This window comes from Aeromonas sp. EERV15, from assembly GCF_900079845.1.
GTDB lineage: Bacteria > Pseudomonadota > Gammaproteobacteria > Enterobacterales > Aeromonadaceae > Aeromonas > Aeromonas sobria.
On record NZ_FKKY02000010.1, the window covers coordinates 57385 to 75189 of the forward strand.

Annotated in this window: 13 protein-coding genes; 8 read left to right on the forward strand and 5 right to left on the reverse strand. The window is 59.9% G+C overall.

Translation table 11 applies throughout. The features are described 5' to 3' along the window. Position 1: 1 nt before the first annotated feature. The 3 genes from galK to galE are packed head-to-tail and all read right to left on the reverse strand — an operon-like array spanning position 2 to position 3278. Positions 2 to 1150: a galactokinase gene (gene galK / locus BN4575_RS10495; protein WP_068978150.1), complete on the reverse strand. Its 1149-nt coding sequence runs from the start codon at positions 1148 to 1150 to the stop codon at positions 2 to 4. Further along, the gene (locus tag BN4575_RS10500) at positions 1147 to 2205 is read right to left on the reverse strand and encodes a UDP-glucose--hexose-1-phosphate uridylyltransferase (RefSeq protein WP_068978151.1); all 1059 of its coding nucleotides are present in this window, start codon (positions 2203 to 2205) and stop codon (positions 1147 to 1149) included. The genes galK and BN4575_RS10500 overlap by 4 nt, the downstream gene beginning before the upstream one ends. 59 nt (positions 2206 to 2264) lie before the next feature. Continuing rightward, positions 2265 to 3278 (reverse strand): UDP-glucose 4-epimerase GalE, encoded by a 1014-nt coding sequence (gene galE / locus BN4575_RS10505; protein ID WP_068978152.1) that lies wholly within the window; start codon positions 3276 to 3278, stop codon positions 2265 to 2267. 200 nt (positions 3279 to 3478) lie between these two features. Here galE and BN4575_RS10510 point away from each other — a divergent pair, with 200 nt between their 5' ends. The 6 genes from BN4575_RS10510 to BN4575_RS10535 all read left to right on the forward strand — a co-directional run bounded on the left by BN4575_RS10510 (position 3479) and on the right by BN4575_RS10535 (position 12711). Continuing rightward, positions 3479 to 4486 carry a substrate-binding domain-containing protein gene (locus BN4575_RS10510; protein ID WP_068978153.1) on the forward strand — a complete coding sequence of 336 codons (1008 nt, stop codon included), beginning with the start codon at positions 3479 to 3481 and terminating at the stop codon, positions 4484 to 4486. Between the two features lie 189 nt (positions 4487 to 4675). Further along, positions 4676 to 7735, forward strand: a complete 3060-nt coding sequence (locus BN4575_RS10515; RefSeq protein ID WP_068978154.1) for a beta-galactosidase — start codon at positions 4676 to 4678, stop codon at positions 7733 to 7735. A gap of 245 nt (positions 7736 to 7980) precedes the next feature. Further along, on the forward strand, positions 7981 to 8967 hold the full coding sequence (gene mglB / locus BN4575_RS10520; protein ID WP_042018362.1) for a galactose/glucose ABC transporter substrate-binding protein MglB: 987 nt from the start codon (positions 7981 to 7983) through the stop codon (positions 8965 to 8967). A gap of 53 nt (positions 8968 to 9020) precedes the next feature. Beyond that, the gene (gene mglA, locus BN4575_RS10525) at positions 9021 to 10541 is read left to right on the forward strand and encodes a galactose/methyl galactoside ABC transporter ATP-binding protein MglA (RefSeq protein WP_068978214.1); all 1521 of its coding nucleotides are present in this window, start codon (positions 9021 to 9023) and stop codon (positions 10539 to 10541) included. A 16-nt stretch (positions 10542 to 10557) separates the two neighbouring features. Continuing rightward, a complete protein-coding gene (mglC, locus tag BN4575_RS10530) occupies positions 10558 to 11568 on the forward strand; it encodes a galactose/methyl galactoside ABC transporter permease MglC (RefSeq protein WP_042012355.1) in 1011 nt (336 codons plus the stop codon). 330 nt (positions 11569 to 11898) lie between these two features. Further along, positions 11899 to 12711: a Cof-type HAD-IIB family hydrolase gene (locus BN4575_RS10535; protein WP_218060769.1), complete on the forward strand. Its 813-nt coding sequence runs from the start codon at positions 11899 to 11901 to the stop codon at positions 12709 to 12711. Between the two features lie 89 nt (positions 12712 to 12800). Here BN4575_RS10535 and trmA read toward each other — a convergent pair whose 3' ends face one another. Next, on the reverse strand, positions 12801 to 13934 hold the full coding sequence (trmA, locus tag BN4575_RS10540) for a tRNA (uridine(54)-C5)-methyltransferase TrmA (protein WP_068978156.1): 1134 nt from the start codon (positions 13932 to 13934) through the stop codon (positions 12801 to 12803). 171 nt (positions 13935 to 14105) lie between these two features. Here trmA and BN4575_RS10545 point away from each other — a divergent pair, with 171 nt between their 5' ends. Both BN4575_RS10545 and BN4575_RS10550 read left to right on the forward strand, forming a co-directional pair. Then, entirely contained in the window at positions 14106 to 15248 is a 1143-nt protein-coding gene (locus BN4575_RS10545) for a DUF5610 domain-containing protein (protein ID WP_068978157.1), read from the forward strand. A gap of 89 nt (positions 15249 to 15337) precedes the next feature. Then, positions 15338 to 15871: an ATP--cob(I)alamin adenosyltransferase gene (locus BN4575_RS10550; RefSeq protein ID WP_042018352.1), complete on the forward strand. Its 534-nt coding sequence runs from the start codon at positions 15338 to 15340 to the stop codon at positions 15869 to 15871. 99 nt (positions 15872 to 15970) lie between these two features. Here the strand turns inward: BN4575_RS10550 and malZ are convergent, their stop codons facing one another. Continuing rightward, entirely contained in the window at positions 15971 to 17800 is a 1830-nt protein-coding gene (gene malZ, locus BN4575_RS10555; RefSeq protein ID WP_068978158.1) for a maltodextrin glucosidase, read from the reverse strand. Positions 17801 to 17805: the final 5 nt, after the last annotated feature.

A 17805-nucleotide genomic window follows, 5' to 3' on the forward strand; every position in this document is an offset into this window, starting at 1 on the left:
CTCATAGTGTTCCCGCCCCCGCGCTGGCGCGGCAGACGTAGCAGTCGGCCTTGCGGCCTGAGATGGCCGGATAGTGTGCCTCGACGGCAGCGATCACCTCGGCCACTTTCTCCGGGCGCAGCAGGGCGACCACGCAGCCGCCGAAGCCGCCGCCGGTCATCCGTACGCCGCCATCGGTGCCGATGTTGGCCTTGATGATCTCCACCAGACCGTCGATGGCGGGCACTGTGATCTCGAAGTCGTCGCGCATGGCGGCGTGCGACTCGGCCATCAGCTCGCCGAGGCGGGTCAGATCGTGGCTCGCCAGCGCATCGGCCGCCGCCAGGGTGCGGGCGTTTTCGCCGACAACATGGCGGGCGCGGCGGTAGCAGGCCTCATCCAGCCCGGCTTTGCCCGCTTCCAGACCGGCCAGATCGAGGTCGCGCAGTGCCTTGACCTCGTAGTGACGGGCGGCGGTTTCGCACTGCTGGCGACGGGTGTTGTATTCGCTGTCCACCAGACCACGGCGCACGTTGGAGTTGACGATCAGCACCGCCAGATCCGCTGGCATGGGGATGAGGCGGGTCTCCAGCGAGCGGCAGTCGAGCAGCAGGGCATGATCCGTTTTGCCGCTGGCGGAGATCATCTGATCCATGATGCCGCAGTTGCAGCCGACGAACTTGTTCTCCGCCTGCTGACCGTTGAGGGCGATCTCCGCCTGGCTGATATCGAGCCCCAGCGCCTCCTTGAAGGCCTGACCGATGGCCACTTCCAGTGAGGCGGAGGAGGAGAGCCCAGCCCCCTGCGGCACGTTGCCGGAAACCACCAGATCGAGGCCGCGCAGGGCATAACCGCGCTCCTGCAGATATTTCACCACGCCGCGGATGTAGTCGCTCCAGCGCTGGCTGGGGTGGTGCTCGATGGGCTGGTCGAGGTCGAACTGGTCGCGCTGGTTGTCGTAGTCGGCGGCGATCACCTGTACTTGCCGGTCATCTCGCAGACCGATGGCGACGCAGGTCTCGTAGTCGATGGCGCAGGGCAGCACGAAGCCGTCGTTGTAGTCGGTATGTTCACCGATGAGGTTGACGCGGCCGGGGGCGCGCACCAGCAGATCGGGCGCTTTGGCAAATTGCTCGGCAAAAACGGTGCTGACGCGTTGGCTGGGGGTCATAGGGCCTCCTCATTGGCTTGATGGGTCTGGTTGTAGTGAATGGGGCTCAGCGCGCGCAGCCGCTCGGCGGCCTGCTCCGGAGTCAGGTCGCGCTGGGTTTCGGCCAGCATCTCGAAGCCCACCATAAATTTGCGCACGGTGGCGGAGCGTAGCAGGGGCGGATAGAAGTGGGCATGCAACTGCCACGCCTCGGGGCAATCCGATTTGGGCGGCGCAAAGTGCCAGCCCATGGAGTAGGGGAAGCTGCACTCGAACAGGTTGTCGTAGCGGCTGGTGAGCTCCTTGAGCGCCACTGCCAGATCCTGTTGCTGGGCCTTGGTCAGGTTGAGCATGGAGGGGACGTGCGCCTTGGGCAGCAACAGAGTTTCAAAGGGCCAGGCGGCCCAGAAGGGCACTACCGCGAGCCAGTGTTCGGTCTCCACCACGATGCGCGAGCGATCCGCCAGCTCCCGCTCCACATAGTCGAGCAGCATGGGGCGGCCATGCTCGACCAGCCAGTCGCGCTGGTGCTGCTCTTCACGGGCGATCTCGTTGGGCAGGAAGTCGCTGCCCCAGATCTGGCCGTGGGGGTGCGGGTTGGAGCAGCCCATGACGGCCCCTTTGTTTTCAAATACCTGCACCCACTGCCACTGGGCCGACAGCTCGGTGACCTGATCGATCCAGGTGGTGATCACCCCTTCGATGGCGGGCAGCGGCAGCTCGGGCAGGGTCTTGCCGTGATTTGGCGAGAAGCAGATGACCCGGCTGGTGCCGCGGGCGGCTTCCAGCTTCAGCAGGGGGTCCCCTGCGTTGTCGGCGGCTGGGGTATCCTGCATCAGGGCGGCGAAGTCGTTGGTAAAAACGAAGGTGCCCTTGTAGTCGGGGTTGATGTCACCGGTGACCCGGGTGTTGCCGGCGCAGAGGAAGCAGTCGGGATCGTGGGCCTGTTTGGGGGCCTGACTCACCTTCTCCACCTGTCCCTGCCAGGGGCGTTTGGCCCGGTGGGGGGAGACCAGCACATACTGACCGGTCAGCGGGTTGAAGCGGCGATGGGGATGATCGACGGGGTTGAACATCATCTCTCCTGAATAAGATATTGAAAAAATAGTCGTTTATTAACGGGGAGCAGGAGTGCCTACTCCTCGTAACCATTCGGGTTGGCCGATTGCCAGCGCCAGCTGTCGGCGCACATGGCGTCGATATCTCGGGTCGCCTGCCAGCCCAGCTCGCGCTCTGCCTTGGCCGGATCGGCCCAGCAGGCGGCGATGTCGCCCGGGCGGCGCGGTTCGATGCGAAACGGCAGCGGCTTGCCGCAGGCATTGGAGAAGGCGGCGACCAGCTGCAACACGCTCTGGCCCTGACCTGTGCCCAGGTTGTAGGTGTGCACGCCACCCTTGTTGGCGCAGTGTTGCAGTGCCTTGACGTGACCTTCGGCGAGATCCATTACGTGGATGTAGTCGCGCACACCGGTGCCGTCCGGGGTGGGGTAATCGTTTCCAAAGACCGAGAGGCAGTCGCGACGGCCAATGGCCACCTGAGTGATATAAGGCATCAGGTTGTTGGGGATGCCCTGCGGGTCTTCCCCCATGGTGCCCGATTCATGGGCGCCGACCGGATTGAAGTAACGCAGCAGGGTCATGCTCCAGTGGGGCTCGGCCAGCTGCAGATCTTCGAGGATCTCCTCGATGATCAGCTTGGATCGTCCGTAGGGGTTGGTGGCGCTGCGGGGGAAATCCTCGCGGATTGGCAGGCTGGCGGGATCGCCATAGACGGTGGCCGAGGAGCTGAACACCAGATTGTGCACCCCGGCCCGTTTCATCGCCTGCAGCAGGGTGAGGGTGCCGCCGAGGTTATTCTCGTAGTAATCCAGTGGAATGCGGGTCGACTCGCCGACCGCTTTCAGGGCGGCAAAGTGGATCACTGCGTCGATCTGCTGCTCGGCGAAGATCCGATCCAGCAGGGCGGGATCGCGAATATCCCCCTGATAGAATGCGGGCTCCTGACCGCTGATGGCGGCGATCCGCGTCAGTACACTGCGCTTGCTGTTGCCGAGGTTATCGACCACCACGGGGTTCATGCCTGCCGCTTGCAGGGCCAGACAGGTGTGGCTGCCGATATATCCGCAGCCGCCGGTGACCAGAACGTTCATTTTGCTCTCCACTGAAAAGTGTCTGAAAGGAGTCTAGCGAGGGGGGAGCGACCAAACTGTGAACTTGCTTGCAAAATCGTGTAAACGATTACACTCGTTTCGAAATGGCCATGGCTGCACATATGTTCTTCATCACTGTTTTTAAAGGGTTTGCTAGTTATAATGCAGCTCTATTGCACTGTGAAATGAGTGAAAACAGCATGAGTACCATCAAGGATGTCGCCCGTTTGGCCAATGTGTCAGTGGCAACGGTTTCACGGGTGATGAACAACTCACCCAAGGCCAGCGCCGCGTCTCGCGAGGTGGTACAGAAAGCCATGGCCGAGCTGGGCTACACCCCCAACGCCAACGCGCGGGCACTGGTGAGCCAGACTTGCGACACCATGGGAGTGGTGGTCGGAGACGTGGCGGATCCCTTCTTTGGTGCACTGGTGAAGGGGGTCTCTGCGGTTGCGGTAGAGCAGAACCTTCACCTGCTGATGGGTAACGGTTTTCACAAGGCACGTCAGGAGCGCGAAGCGATCGAGCTATTGATCGGCAAGCGCTGCGAGGCGCTGGTGGTGCACAGCAAGGCCCTCAGTGACGAGGTACTTTGCGACTACGCCAATCGGGTGCCGGGTATGGTGCTGATTAACCGCGATATTCCGGCCCTCAAGGGGCGCTGTATCTCCCTCAATAACCGGCTGGGGGCGGCCACGGCGACCCGTCATCTGATTGACTTGGGCCACCGCCATATCGCCTTTATCAGCTCGGATCACGCCATCGAGGATGCCACCTTGCGCCTGCAAGGCTATCAGGACGGGCTGATGGCGGCGGGCCTGGCTGCCGATGCGGAGCTTATCGAGAGCGGCACGCCCAACGAGGAGGGGGGCGAGCGCGCCATGCTCAACCTGCTGGCCAAGGGGCTCAAGGTGACCGCCGTGGTGGCCTATAACGATGCCATGGCAGCCGGTGTTATCTCGGTGTTGGCAGATAATGGTCTGCGGGTGCCGGAAGAGGTCTCGGTAGTGGGCTTCGATGACATCATCTATGCCAGATACCTGCGACCCAAGCTCTCAACCATGCGTTACCCCATCGAATTGATGGCGGCCCAGGCGGCCAAGCTGGCTATTCAGCTGGCGGCAGGGGAGAGCGAGGCGACCCAGAGCCGGATCTATACCCCGACCCTGATCAATCGTCACTCGGTGGCACCGGCTCGGGCCGGATAGCCCCCTGTTGTGGCCCTGTTCGGGGCCATTTCCTGCCTGTTTATTGTTTTACTGGTTTTTAATCATTTTTACTCCGTTTTACTTAACAAAATGAGTGTAATCGTTTACATCCGTGTGAGCGAGATCGCCGTTCCCTGCGCCATACTTCTCTAGACTGCATACGTTTTCTAATCTGCGGGGAGAGAGTGAATGTTGAGGGAGATAGTGGCGCGTCAGGATTGGCAGACCCAAGCGATTACGTCGGTAAACCGGCTGGCTGCCCATACCCCCATGTTCAGCTGGCGCAGCGCAGCGGACGCCAGAGATGATCTGGCTTCTTCCTCCCGTCTCTTGCTCGATGGGGAGTGGCGCTTCTCCTTCTTTGCTGCCCCCGAGCGGGTGCCCGATAGCTGGCTGGAGCAGGATCTGGCGGATGCCAGCCCCATTACCGTGCCGGGTAACTGGCAGCTGGATGCCGCCTATCCGGCTGCGCGGCCGCTCACCGATGGCCCCATCTACACCAATATCAAATACCCCTTTCCCTGCGATCCGCCTCGGGTACCGACAGAGAACCCCACCGGTTGCTACTCCCGCGAGTTTGAGCTGCCTGCCGACTGGCTGGCCAGTGGCCAGAGCCGGATCATTTTCGATGGGGTGAGCAGTGCCTTCTATCTCTTCTGCAACGGTCGCTGGGTCGGTTACTCCCAAGACAGCCGTCTGCCCGCCGAGTTCGATTTGACCCCTTGCCTGCACGTCGGTCGCAACCGGCTGGCAGTGCTGGTGCTGCGCTGGTCCGATGGCTCCTATCTGGAAGATCAGGATATGTGGTGGCTGTCGGGGATCTTCCGCTCCGTCAGCCTGCTGCACAAACCGACCCGCCATCTGATGGATATCCGGGTGACGCCTGAGCTGGATGCCTGCTATCGGGATGGCCGTCTCAAGATTGCACTGCAAGTGGCCAATGGGGCCGGTCTGTCTGTGGAGGCCAATCTCTATGACGGCAGCGAGCGGGTTGCGACCCTGCGCCAGCCGATCGGTACCCAAGCCATTGATGAAAAAGGGGCTTACGACGATCGTGCCGAGCTGTGGCTCGACGTGGCTGCGCCGCGGAAGTGGAGCGCCGAGACACCCCATCTCTATCGCCTGACCCTGACCTTGTTGGATGAGCAGGGCCACGCTATCGAGAGCGAGGCGTGCGATGTGGGCTTTCGGGCGGTGGAGATCCGTGGCGGCCTGCTGCGGGTCAACGGTCAGCCGCTGCTCATTCGCGGTGCCAACCGCCATGAACACCACCCCGCCAGGGGCTATGCCATTGATCGCGCTACCATGGAGCGGGATCTGCTGCTGATGAAGCGGCACAACTTCAATGCGGTGCGCTGTTCCCACTATCCCAACCACCCCGATTTTTATCGCCTCTGCGATCGGCTCGGCCTCTATGTGGTGGATGAGGCGAATCTGGAGACCCACGGCATGACCCCGATGGGGCGGCTGGCGCGGGATCCCGCCTGGAGCAATGCCTTTCTGGAGCGGGCCACCCGCATGGTGGCGCGGGATTTCAACCACCCCTCCATCATCATCTGGTCGCTGGGCAACGAGTCGGGTTACGGCCCAGCTCACGATGCCATGTATGGCTGGATCAAGCGCAGCGACCCGAGCCGTCCGGTGCAGTACGAGGGGGGCGGAGCCGATACCCCGGCCACCGACATCATCTGCCCCATGTATGCCAGAACCCATCAGGATCAACCCTTCCCGGCGGTGCCCAAGTGGGCGCTGGCCAAGTGGATCGGCCTGCCCGGCGAGAGCCGGCCGCTGATCCTCTGCGAATATGCCCACGCCATGGGCAACAGCCTCGGGGGCTACGCCCACTACTGGCAGGCGTTTCGCGATCATCCACGCCTGCAAGGCGGGTTTGTCTGGGATTGGGTCGATCAGGGGCTCGACAAATACACAAGCGATGGCCGCCACTACTGGGGCTATGGCGGCGACTTTGGCGATCTGCAAAACGATCGCCAGTTTTGCTGCAACGGCCTGTTGTTCCCGGATCGCACCCCCCATCCCGCGCTGTTTGAGGCAAAGCGCGCCCAGCAGCCGTTCCGCTTCACTCTGCTCGGCCACACCCCGCTGCGAGTGCGGATCGAGAGCGAATACCTGTTCCGGGAAACCGATAACGAGCGGCTTTGCTGGCAGCTGTGCGAGAACGGCCATGTGCAGCAGCAGGGGGAGCTCTCCCTCACGCTGATGCCGCAAGGGGGGCTCGAGTTGACCCTGAGCGAGACGCTGCCCGCCTTTGCGGCAGGCTCACTGGCCTGGCTCGATCTGGCCATCGCTCAGCCACAGGCCACCCTCTGGTCGCAGGCGGATCACAAGGTCGCCCGTCAGCAGTTCACCCTGCCGACCCCTCTTTCCCTGCCAGCTCCCGCCGCTGCCGCCACCCTGACCGAGCAACCGGAGTGCTGGCTAGTCAGCGTGGCAAACAGTCAGTGGTGGCTCGACAAGCAGAGTGGCCGCATCACCAGTTGGCAAAAGTCGGGGCAGGAGCAGTTGCTGGCACCGATCATGGATCACTTCTACCGTGCGCCGCTGGACAACGATATCGGCACCAGCGAAGCGGATCACGCCGACCCCAACTCCTGGCTTGCCCGCTGGCAGGGTTGCGGCCTCGAGCAGTGGCAGCACCGCTGTTTGGGGATCACGGCCGCCGGAGGGGATATCCGGGTCAGCCACGGCTACTTCCACCACGATGAACTGCTGCTGGTGAGTCACTGGCATCACCGCTTTGCCGACGACGGCGCCATGAATCTGGAGATCGAGACCGAGCTGGCGCAGGCGTTGCCCTCGCTGCCGCGGATCGGTCTGCTGATCCATCTGGCCGAGGTGCCGGCGCGGGCCGAATGGCTGGGGCGCGGCCCGCACGAGAACTATCCGGATCGCCTGCTTGGCGCCGATTTCGGTCGCTGGAGCCTGCCGCTGGAGGCCATGCACACTCCTTATGTTTTCCCGAGCGACAACGGCTTGCGCTGCGATACCCGCCAGCTGCAATTGGGCAGCATGACGGTGAGCGGGGCGTTTCATTTCAGTGCCAGCCGCTTCAGCCAACAGCAGCTGGCGGCCGCCCGTCACCAGAGCGATCTGGTGGCTGAAGAGGGGTTGTGGGTCTGCCTCGATGGCGCCCACATGGGGGTGGGCGGAGATGACTCCTGGAGTCAGAGCGTGCGGCCTGAGTATCAGTTGCTTGAACGTTGTTACCGCTGGTTTTGCACCTTTCGTTGAACCGTTTTGACAACAGGCCGGTAACGACTGGCCCATTATGAAAAGGGGTTGATTGAGTCTCAACTCTTGTTTTTGTTTGTATGCATTTGAAAAATAAATAAAAAGACGCAGTGTAACAGAGTGTAATCGTTTTCATTTTGTCGTCACGATCACAGAAGAAATGACAACAAACTGATTACATTGATGGGCGATTGTTCAATTGCTCGCCACCCTACAACACAGATAGACACATCGGAGCACACATAATGAAAAAACTGACCACAGTTGCCGCCCTGCTGATGGGCATGATGGCTGGTGCCAATGCTCAGGCTGACACCCGCATCGGGGTAACTGTCTACAAATACGATGACAACTTCATGGCGGTCGTGCGCAAGGCGATCGAGAAGGAAGCGGCGGCCAACCCCGGGGTTGAGCTGCTGATGAACGACTCCCAGAACGACCAGTCCAAGCAGAACGACCAGATCGACGTGCTACTGGCCAAAGGGGTGAAGGCGCTGGCCATCAACCTGGTTGACCCGGCTGCGGCCCCTGTGGTGATCGAGAAAGCCCGCGGTGAAGATATCCCGGTGGTGTTCTACAACAAGGAGCCGAGTGCTACCGATCTGGCCAGCTATGACAAGGCCTACTACGTGGGCACCGACTCCAAGGAGTCAGGGATCATCCAGGGTCAGCTGATTGCCAAGCACTGGAAAGCCCATCCGGAGTGGGATCTGAACAAGGATGGCGTGATCCAGTTCGTGCTGCTCAAGGGCGAGCCGGGCCACCCGGATGCAGAAGCCCGTACCTCCTATGTCATCAAGACCCTGAATGATGGCGGCTTCAAGACGGAGCAACTGCACATGGATACCGGTATGTGGGATACCGCCATGGCCAAAGACAAGATGGATGCCTGGATCTCAGGCCCCAACGCCAACAAGATCGAAGTGGTCATCGCCAACAACGACGGTATGGCAATGGGCGCAGTCGAGTCACTGAAAGCCCAGGGCAAGAGCGCCATTCCTGTGTTCGGCGTCGATGCGCTGCCGGAAGCGCTGGCCATGGTCAAGAGCGGCGCCATGGCGGGGACCGTGCTGAATGACGCGGCCAACCAGGCCAAAGCCACCTTCGAGCTGACCAAGAACCTGGCTGAAGGCAAAGCGGCCGGTGAAGGCACCAACTGGAAGATCGACAACAAGGTGGTGCGCGTTGCCTACGTTGGTGTGGATAAAGACAACCTGTCCCAATTCGAGTAATTCCCCCCTCCAGGGCAAGGGCGATCCCCTTGCCCTTTTTTCAACCAGATGTGATGGCTGATATGACAACACAGCAACAATCAGAATGGCTGTTGGAGATGATTGACGTCAGTAAGAGCTTTCCCGGCGTCAAGGCACTCGATAATGTCAATTTACGGGTCCGTCCTCATTCTGTGCATGCGTTGATGGGCGAGAATGGTGCGGGAAAATCCACCCTGCTCAAGTGCCTGTTCGGCATTTACGAGAAGGATGAGGGCAAGATCTTCTTCAAGGGACAGGAGATCAACTTCAGCTCCTCCAAGCAGGCGCTGGAAAATGGCGTCTCCATGGTGCATCAGGAGCTCAACCTGGTGTTGCAGCGTACCGTGATGGACAACATGTGGCTCGGCCGCTACCCCACCAAGGGGTGGTTTATCGACCACGGCAAGATGTATGACGACACCAAGCGCATCTTCGACGAGCTCGACATCGACATCGACCCCAAGGTGAAGGTCGCGACCCTGTCGGTCTCCCAGATGCAGATGATCGAGATCGCCAAGGCGTTCTCCTACGATGCCAAGATCGTCATCATGGACGAGCCCACCTCCTCCCTGACCGAGAAAGAGGTGAACCACCTCTTCAAGATCATCAACAAGTTGAAGGATAAGGGGTGCGGCATCGTCTACATCTCTCACAAGATGGAGGAGATCTTCCAGCTCTGTGACGAGATCACCATATTGCGGGATGGCCAGTGGGTGGCAACCCGGCCGCTCAAGGGCATGACCATGGATCAGATCATCGGCATGATGGTCGGCCGTGAACTGACCCAGCGCTTCCCGGAAAAAACCAACCAGCCGCAAGAGGTGATCCTCGAGATCGAACACCTGACGGCGAAGAACCAGCCCTCCATCAAGGATGTGACCTTCAATCTGCACAAGGGGGAAATCCTCGGCATCGCCGGACTGGTGGGGGCCAAGCGCACCGACATCGTCGAGACCCTGTTCGGTATTCGTGATCGCAGTCAGGGCAGCATCAAGCTGCACGGCAAAGAGGTGGCCAACCACAACGCCCACGAAGCGATTCACAACGGCTTTGCGCTGGTGACGGAAGAGCGCCGCTCCACCGGTATCTACTCCCGGCTCGATATCGCCTTCAACTCCCTGATCGCCAACATGGACAGCTACAAAGGCTCCATGGGGCTGCTCAGTGACACCAAGATGAAGAGCGATACCCAGTGGGTGATCGACTCCATGCGGGTCAAGACGCCGACCCAGCAGACCCAGATCGGTTCTCTCTCCGGGGGCAACCAGCAGAAGGTGATCATCGGTCGCTGGCTGCTGACCCAGCCGGAGATCCTGATGCTCGACGAGCCCACCCGCGGCATCGACGTGGGGGCCAAGTTCGAGATCTATCAGCTGATCCTGGAGCTGGCGAAGAAGGAGAAGGGGATCATCATCATCTCGTCAGAGATGCCGGAATTGCTGGGGATCACTGACCGTATCATGGTGATGAGCAATGGCCGGGTCGCCGGGATCGTCAATACCAAAGAAACTGACCAGAGCGAGATACTGCGCCTGGCATCTCTGTACCTCTAGAGACAGGAAGACATTTATGGAGTCGGCTAAAAATTTCAATCTGATGCAGGCGCTCAAGGAAAACGCCATCTATCTGGTGCTGCTGGTGCTGCTCATGGTCATCGTGATCCAGGAGCCCTCCTTCCTGAGCCTCACCAACTTCAGCAACATCCTGACCCAGTCCTCGGTGCGGGTCATCATAGCGCTGGGGGTGGCGGGCATCATCATCACTCAGGGGACGGATCTCTCGGCCGGTCGTCAGGTCGGTCTGGCGGCGCTCATCGCGGCGACCATGCTGCAGGCGCTGACCAACGTCAACAAGGTGTTCCCCACTCTGGGGGAGGTGCCCATTCCGGTGGTGATCCTGCTGGTGTGTGCGGTAGGGGCGCTGATCGGTCTGGTCAACGGCCTCATCGTGGCTTACCTGAACGTCACCCCGTTCATTACCACCCTGGGCACCATGATCATCGTCTACGGCATCAACTCCCTCTACTTTGACTCGGTAGGGGCTTCGCCGGTGGCCGGGTTTGACCCCCGCTTCTCCAGCTTTGCCCAAGGGTTTATCCGGATAGGAGGATTCAAGCTCTCGTACTTGACCTTCTATGCGGCCATCGCCAGCGTCTTTGTCTGGGTGCTGTGGAACAAGACCCGCTTTGGCAAAAACATCTTCGCCATCGGTGGCAACCCCGAGGCGGCCAAGGTCTCCGGCGTCAACGTGGCAGTCAATCTGGTGATGATCTACGCGCTGGCAGGGGTCTTCTACGCCTTCGGCGGCATGCTGGAAGCGGGGCGGGTCGGCAGCGCCACCAACAACCTCGGCTTTATGTATGAGCTTGATGCCATCGCGGCCTGCGTGGTGGGTGGCGTGTCGTTTGCCGGCGGGGTAGGGACGGTCGCGGGTGTGATCACCGGCGTGCTTATCTTCACCCTGATCAACTACGGTTTGACCTATATCGGGGTTAGCCCTTACTGGCAGTTCATCATCAAGGGCGGCATCATCATTCTGGCGGTGGCGCTGGACTCCATGAAGTACGCCAAGAAGAAATAATGGCCGTGGCTCACCGTCAGGGTGAGCCACCCATTTTCCCCACCAATCGTCTCAATGGCACGCCCCGCAAGACTTCACCAGCCCCCCGCCGTTATTGATAAAAATCGCGACTCAAGTGACAAGAATACCCGCCGAGTTTATCTTCACCCACCTCGATGGTGACTATTACGCCGGTTGCCACTGGTTCGGTGGTCACTCAAGATTTGCCCCCTCCTGCATTGGCAGCTAACAGCAGTAGACTTGAGGCCGCCATTTAGGGGCGCCGTCATGGATGTGGTGGCGTTGATTTTTATTGCGATGTTTTTATGAATAATGACGACAGGAGCGCTTGTGAGTACGCAGATTAAATTTATTGCCGTCGATATGGATGGCACCTTATTAAATAGCCAGAAAGCGTTGCCAGTGGATTTTTTTGAAGTATTCGCCCTGCTGCAACAGCAGGGGGTACTGTTTGCGGCGGCTTCGGGTCGGCAATATCACAGCTTGCTGGATATTTTTTCACCAATCAAAGACCAGATGGTATTTATTGCTGAAAATGGTACTTATGTGGTCTATCAGGGTAACGAGTTGCATAGCAGCCTGATTGACCAGCAAGATGCCTATCAGATGATTACCGCAGTGCGTCAAATCACGGGCTCTCATCTGGTGTTGTGTGGCAAGCATACCGCCTATACCGAAACAACCTGTCAGACTGCCCTTGATGAAATAAACAACTATTATCACTCGCTGGTGCAAGTGGATGATTTATTGGCAATTGACGATGAATTTATCAAGGTCGCCGTGCTTAATTTCAATGGCGCCGAACAGCATGTTTACCCGGTGGTATTCCCGCATTTTGGCGAGAGCCATCAGGTGGTGGTGAGCGGCGAAATTTGGCTCGATTTTATGCACAAAGATGCCTCGAAAGGGGCGGCCATTAAAAAGCTGCAAACTGTTTTTGATTTCAACTACGAGCAGAGCATGAGCTTTGGTGATTTTTTTAATGATGTCGAAATGCTAAAAGAGACCTATCACAGTTATGCCATGGCCAATGCCCACCCTGAAATTAAAAAATTAGCTCGTTTTATCGCGCCCGGTAATGATGAACAAGGGGTTACCCAGATCATTCGGCAACGGGTGTTGCAAGCTGCACCATCCAGATAACAACAAAGCGGGCGCCCCTTTTTGGCGGCGAGCGACCAGATAGCAAAACAGGGCCATGCGGCCCTGTTTTTGTTTTCCGTCAGCTTGAATCAACCGGCTTTGCGGCGCAGATAGACTCCGGCTTCCATGTGGTGGGTCCAGGGGAACTGATCGAACAGGGCGAAACGGGCGATCTCGTGGGTTTCACCCAATACCGCCATGTTGGCCTGCAGGGTCTCGGGGTTGCAGGAGATGTAGAGGATATTGTCGTACTCCTGCACCAGCTTGACGGTGGCATCGTCGAGACCGGCGCGGGGCGGGTCAACGAAGATGGTGTTGCACTGGTAGCTTTGGAGATCGACCCCCTTGAGGCGGTTGAACTCCCGCTCGCCACGCATCGCCATGGTGAACTCCTCGGCTGACATGCGCAGGATAATCAGGTTGTCGATGCCATTGGCGGCGATGTTGAACTGGGCGGAGTCGACGCTCGGCTTGGCGATCTCGGTGGCCAATACTTTGCGGAAGTTCTGCGCCAGCGCGATGGAGAAGTTGCCGTTGCCGCAATAGAGCTCCAGCAGGTCCCCTTCGCTCCCCTTGGTCACAGCCAGCGCCCAGGCCAGCATCTGCTCATTGATGACGGCGTTGGGCTGGGTGAAGCTGTTCTCCACCTGCTTGTAGGTGAGCTGGCGACCCGCCACGTTGAGCTGCTCGATGACAAAGTCATCGCCCAGAGCGATTTTCTGTTTGTGAGCCCGGCCAATCAGCCGCAGATCAAACCCTTGGGCGCGCAGGTCGGCTTGCAGGGTGTCGGCGACCTGCTGCCACTCGGCCTCCAGCTTGCGGTGATAGAGCAGGCTGACGATGAGCTGGCCGGATTGGGTCGACAGGTAGTCGATCTGGAACAGCTTGCGGCGCAGCACCGGATGGGGGCGCAGCCCCTCCAGCAGTACCGGCATCAGCTGATTGATCAGGCGGCTGGCGGTCGGGAAGTGCTCAACCCGAATAATCTCTTTGGTTGCCGGGGCATACATGCAGTGGAAGAGATCATCCCCCTCATGCCAGATGCGAAATTCGGCCCGCATCCGGTAGTACTCTGCCGGTGAGGCATGAACCTCCAGCGCCGGGAGGGTGAATCCGGCAAACAGATCGGTGAGGCGAGCGCTCTTTTCGTCGAGCTGGGCCTGATAGTCGGCAGGGGTTCTTGGCGCCACAGAATCTGCGTCAGCCCGTTGGGATTGGGTCATGATATACCTCACGTGCACACCGGCCAGGCCGGATCGAAATCGGGGGAAGGCAACAGGCCACCCAAAGGGTGTGGATTTTAAAAGGCCGCAGTAGATTGTCCAGTATTTTGTGGTCAAGAAGTGTTCAGTCAGGCCGATAGTAGATCTACAAGCATGGTGGGAGGACACATTATGCAGATCGAAGGCATGGGCGCAGCCCAACCCAAGGGAGTGGGTGTCTCTCCCAAATCGCCGCAACAGGCGGAGTCGAAACAGGTCAAGAGCGAGGAGGAGGTCTCTTTACACAAGCCGCCAAAATGGGCGCAGGTGCTTATCCAGCAGGCGCTGCAGTTCTCGCTGGAGATCAATGGCCAGGGTTATAAAGCGCCCAAGGTACAGGAGCCGGAGGTGATCACGCCGGAGACCCTGTTCGACTTCCAGTCGGTGGCGGACAACGTGCTGCAGTTTGTCACTGGCCGACTTGGCGCTGCGCGAGCCGATGGCAAATCCGATGAGGATCTGACCGGCATGATGGAGCAGGCGCGCAAAGGGGTGGACAAGGGGTTCGGTGATGCCCGCAAGCAGCTCGGCGACTGGGCAACCGACAATGAGGATATCAAGACTGGTATCGATCAGAGCTACAAGCTGATCCAGAAGGGGCTCGACGAGTTCGAGAAGGAGTTCTTCGGCAAGGTCTCCCCCACCGACATGGGGGCGGCCGAGATGGCCAGCCGCCAGCAGGGCTATCTGGAGATCCAGACCAAGGATGGGGACAAGGTGGTGCTGCGCTTCAACGACAGCTGGCAGAGCAAGTCCCAGAGCAGTGAGAGTGGCAGCCAGTTCAGCCTCAAGTCGAGCCAAAGCTTCAGCTTCTCGCTGGAGGGGGATCTCAGCAGCGATGAGATGGAGTCCATCGGCAAGCTGGTCAAGGGGATCGACGAGCTGGCGGGGAATTTCTTCTCCGGCAACTTCGAGGATCTGCTGGATAAGGCGAGCGAGCTGAAACTGGATGACAGCCAGCTGGCTTCTTATTCCCTCAAGCTCAAGCAGAGCGTCAAGCTGAGCCAGACCTATCAGGGGGCGCACTCCCTGCAGGATCTGATCAAGCCGTTTGCCGACTACCTGCCCAAGCTGGATCAGGTGCAGAAACAGGCGGATACCCTGCTGCCAGCATCCCAGCAACAGGCGCTGACCCCGGCCGTGCTGGCTGCGAGAGGGGAAGAGGACCCGCTGCAGGTCGATCGCTTCACCAGCTTCAACCAGCGGATGCTGGAGGCGCTGCGGATGATCAGCCAGTTCCAGCCATCAACAGAGCCCGCCAGTAAGAACGCCTGAGCCACAGCGCGTAACGCAAGTAATGACCTGCCGTTTGCCAGCCCTTCCTGGGGCTGGCAAACTGGCCTTTTCTCCAATCCGGTTGCCCCATGAACCCCAAGAAGCCAAGAGACAAGCGCGAGCTTTGCTACCCCTTTATCTTCGAAACCTCGCTCAAATGTGATTTTGAAATCGCCACCGACGAACTCTGCTGTCAGGTCGGGGCTGTGCTGTCACACCTTGCACCGGATGCTGACACCGAGCCCATGCTGGCGGATCTCGCGGTGTTGCAGCGGCTTATCTACAACCTCAACGGCTCGGTGCGCGGTAAGTTGGGGATCTTCGACGCAGACCTTGAGTGGCTCAAGGCTCGTTACGACCATTACAACGAGGCAAGTCGGGGGAGCGTCACCGGTTTCGTGCTGCCACAGGGGCCCCAGCCCATTCCCACCCTCCATCTGTGCCGCTGCGGCAGCAAGAAGGTGGTGCGGCTGCTGGTTAGGCTGGAAGAGAGCGAGGTGGCCTTCGATCCCATTCTCTATCGCTTCGCCAACCTGCTGGCCAACTTCTTCTTCGTGCTCACCGTCTACCTCAAGCAGCGCTGGCAGGTGCCGGAAGTGCCCTACGTCAGCATCAACTACTGATTGCGGCAGGCAAGGGGCCAGAGGCCATCGTGGATTGAGCGGAATAAAAAACCGGAGCCTTGGGCTCCGGTTTTGTTTTTCAGCGCGTCAGTCACCCACTCAGCTGGAGATCAACACCCTGGCCGAGTTGGCCGGGATGGTGAGCTGCACCTCGCCCTGCACCACTTCGAACTTGTCGCCGTTGAAGGCGTCGGTGAAGCGGCTGGCCGGGCTGGCGGTTTGCCACAGGGGCAGGCTGATGGTGCGTGGCTCGCTGGGGTGACGGTTGCAGGCAACCACCACCTGATCGCTTTGCAGGGTGCGGGCAAACACATAGCTGTGGGGCCCGGCATAGAGGGTCTGGATATCGCCACGGCGCAGGGAGGGGCGCTGGCGGCGGATCTGGATCAGGCGGCGGTAGTAATCGTGCAGCACATGATCCCAGTCTGTGGTATTCCACGGGAAGCAGCGGCGGCAGTCCGGGTCGTTGCCGCCGGAGAGCCCCACTTCGTCGCCGTAGTAGATGGAGGGTGTACCGATATAGGTGAGCAACAGCGTCGCCGCCAGCCGCATCCGCTGTTTGTCTTCTCCCAGCAGGTGGAGGAAGCGGGCGGTGTCGTGGCTGTCCAGCAGGTTGAACTGGGCCAGCTGGTTCTTGAACGGGATGTGAGCCCGCGCCAGCTTAAGCCAGCGGTCCAGCTCTTCGGCGCTGATCTTGATAGGGTGGTAGGCGATATCCTGCCCTGCCAGGAAGGCGCGGATCGGGTGGGCGAAGCCATAGTAGTTCATGGCACCGTCCTCCTGATCCCCTTGCAGCCACTGGCTCGCCTCGAAGAAATGTTCGCCGAGCACGTAGGCGTCCGGGTTCTCCTGCTTCACCGCACCGCGAATGGCGCGCACATGGCTGCGGTTGCCCTCGGCGGTGCCGCGCTCCCCCAGCATGTGGATGACGTCAAAGCGCCAGCCGTCGATATGGTAGGGCGGCCGCATCCAGTAGCGCAGAATGGCGTCATCAGCTCGATAGATGGCGTCCTGCACCTGTTCGCTGGCAAAGTCGAGTTTGGGCAGGCTGCGAATACCCTTCCAGCTGACGTAATCCCCTTCGCTGTCAAAGGTGTAGAAGCTGCGCCACGGGGAATCCGGGTTGCTGTTGGCCCCTAGCGGCGGGCAGAACCAGGGATGCTCGGTCGAGGTGTGGTTGACCACCGCATCGAGAATGATCTTCATGCCGCGCTGATGCAGGTTGCGGGTCAGCTCGGCGAACTGCTCGTTGCTGCCGAGGTGAGTATCGACCTTGAAGTAGTCCTGAGTGTCGTACTTGTGGTTGCTCGGCGAATCGAAGATGGGGTTGAGGTAGAGCGCCGTCACCCCGAGGGATTGCAGATAGTGCAGCTTGGCATCAATGCCAGCCAGATCGCCACCATAGAATTCGCAGGCGCCGTGCCCCTCTTCGTGGCGGCTGACCGGCTCCCCCCACCCTTTGCTGACCACCGCCTTGCCGCGGTACTCATATTCGTGATGCTTGACGCTCAGCGACGGGTCGCCATTGCAGAAGCGGTCGGGGAAGATTTGGTAGAACACCTGATCCTGCACCCAGGCCGGTGGCTGGTGCAGGCTGTTGAAGCGAAAATGCTGCTCCCGTGGCGGCATGGCGGGGCTGACGCCGGCGCCGTGCAACCACCACTGCCCTTCGTCGGTGAGGCACTTGAAGCTGTAGAGGTGGGTATCCTGCCCCTTGGCCAGTGGCAGCTCGACCTGCCACACCTGCAGCCGGTCGCGGGTCGAGACCGCTGTCATCGGGATCAGGTACTCCTCGTTGTCCGGCTCATGGCGTAGCCACACCTGGCGGATCGGGGCGTCCAGTTCGCTAAAGAGGGTGAGTTGCAGTGCGTCGGCGCTCTCTTTGAACCAGGGCGCCACCTGGGGATGAAACAGAAACGGATGGGTCATGATGC